This is a genomic window from Corynebacterium sp. UMB4614 (genome assembly GCF_030217065.1).
Taxonomy (GTDB): Bacteria; Actinomycetota; Actinomycetes; order Mycobacteriales; family Mycobacteriaceae; genus Corynebacterium.
The window spans coordinates 1-663 of sequence record NZ_JASONC010000054.1; the positions used below are offsets into that span (position 1 = coordinate 1).

At 55.2% G+C, this 663-nt stretch carries 1 pseudogene; it reads right to left on the minus strand.

Annotated elements, in window-relative coordinates:
• Window positions 1-472: pseudogene (locus QP413_RS09860) on the minus strand (IS256 family transposase); the annotation flags it as partial.
• Window positions 473-663 lie beyond the last annotated feature (191 nt).

Here is a 663-nt window from a genome sequence, read left to right on the forward strand (position 1 = left end):
GTGTGTTGGGCCAGCAGGCTTTGATTGCTGAGTAGGCGCCTTGGCCACCGTCGAGGACAACGCATAGTGGTGGGGCGATGTTTTTGAGTAGTTGGGTGTAGGCGTGGGCGGTTTCGCGTTGTGTCCAGTGCCATGCGATGACGTGGTCGTGGCTGGCTGCCACAAGCAAGCAACCAGCGTCGGTGTAGGTGCCGTCGATGAAGATCTGGTCGTAGACCCGGTTGGGGTCCGGGGTGTGAGGGACATTGATGAGCCAGAATGGTTCGAATTTACGGTCCAGTGTCCAGCGTGAGCAGCCGACTTCCGAGGCGATGCGGGTCAGTGGTGCTGTCGTAGTGACGTAGCGGTGAAATGTTGTGAAGTCGCGGGCCAGTGCTTGATCTTTGCGGTGTCGTGTTGTTGAGCATCCGCAGTCAGGGTTTTTGCACCGCCATCTGGTTGTTCCTTTGGTTGTGGTGCCGTTTTTCTTCATGTGCCCAGTACATATAGGGCATCGGGGTCTGTTTGGAGTCACCCAGAAAGACAACCAAGCCGCTGTTACCACATGCAGGAGCCATTCCGGTGGATTGGGCAAGAAACGGGCCTGAATAAGGTTTGGAACCTTATTTAAGCCCGTTTTATGCGGCCTGACCAGCAGATAGGCTGAAAATCAGACACACTTTT